This window comes from Vibrio sp. 10N.261.52.A1, from assembly GCF_002876325.1.
Taxonomy (GTDB): Bacteria; Pseudomonadota; Gammaproteobacteria; order Enterobacterales; family Vibrionaceae; genus Vibrio; species Vibrio chagasii.
In genome coordinates this window covers 1-1261 of record NZ_MCYD01000956.1, presented here as the reverse complement: position 1 = coordinate 1261, position 1261 = coordinate 1, and the positions used below count along the sequence as shown (strand labels likewise).

The 1261-nt window shown below is 46.8% G+C and carries 2 protein-coding genes; both read left to right on the top strand.

Annotated elements, in window-relative coordinates:
• Nucleotides 1-674, top strand: a 674-nt coding sequence (locus BCT81_RS20780) for a DUF1223 domain-containing protein (protein WP_241908249.1), incomplete at its 5' end; no start/stop codon positions are given.
• A gap of 203 nt (nt 675-877) precedes the next feature.
• Nucleotides 878-1261 (top strand): DEAD/DEAH box helicase (locus BCT81_RS20775; RefSeq protein ID WP_133152673.1); only part of this gene is annotated, 384 nt, incomplete at its 3' end.

The window sequence follows — 1261 nt, the reverse complement described above, 5'->3', positions numbered from 1 at the left end:
ACTCTACAGTGTCGGCAGCGCAAACTTGGAGCCACGAAGGGCAACCAGCACAGGTTATTGAACTGTTCACGTCAGAAGGTTGTTCTAGTTGTCCTCCCGCAGATGCGTATCTAAGTACATTTGAAGACGACCCAGCACTTTGGACACAAGTTATTCCTCTCGCGTATCACGTCGACTATTGGGATTACTTAGGGTGGGGAGATAAATTCGCGAGTAAGGCCTTTAGTCAGAAACAACGACTATACAAAGCATACGGGGTAACAAGCGGGGTCTATACGCCGGGTTTTGTTGTTGACGGTAAGGAGTGGCGTGGCTACTTCAACTGGCTCGATAGAACGTTACCTTCGCTCCCCCAAAAGCATAACCCCAAGCTGACGGTAAATCATAAAAGCGACACGTTCAGCGTGAGTTACGAAGGTAAAGGTGATTATGTGGCACATATCGCTCTATTGGCGATGAACGAAGTCACAAGTGTAAAAGCTGGTGAAAACAGAGGTAAGAAGTTAGAGCATGATTTTGTCGTAGTGTACGATGGCTACCAACGTGGTGAATCTGAGTGGCAATTCAATGTGGACTTTGATCCGCTAGTCGCTTCGCCCGATGCCGTAGCTATCTGGTTAACCGCACCTAATTCGTACGCACCTGAACAGACGGTAGCAGGGTGGTTGAATTAAACTCACGGTGCTCAACGCCAAGCGTCCCTCAATTATCAAGTTAGAAATTGGGGCGACACCAAACCGGTACTGTGTCGCCTTCGTCCCGTTTTAGTTGGTCTAAATTGAAGTTACAGGCTGGAAAGGGGCGATTTAGTTACGTAATACAGCGGAAATACGATAGTATAGCGCGCTATTATTTTAGCTTTGAGTTCCTGCAATTAATGACTAACACCACAGCACCAACCAACTTCTCTGATCTTGGCTTAATTTCTCCTTTGATGGCTCGCCTTAGTGAGCTTGAATATCTACAGCCAACACCTATCCAAGCGCAAGTTATTCCTAGTGTGTTAGCAAGACGCGATTTGATTGCAGGCGCGAATACTGGCTCTGGTAAAACCGCTGCATTTGCACTTCCACTTTTACAACAGATCCACGAAGGCGCACCTTTAGAGCGTCGTTCGGGCAAAGGTAACTTCGTTTCTGGTCTTATCTTAGTGCCGACTCGCGAACTGGCTAAACAAGTTGCTGATAGCGTTAAATCTTACGCAGTGCATTTTAACGGTGCGATTAAAACGGTTTGTGTATTTGGTGGTGTGTCTGTGAAC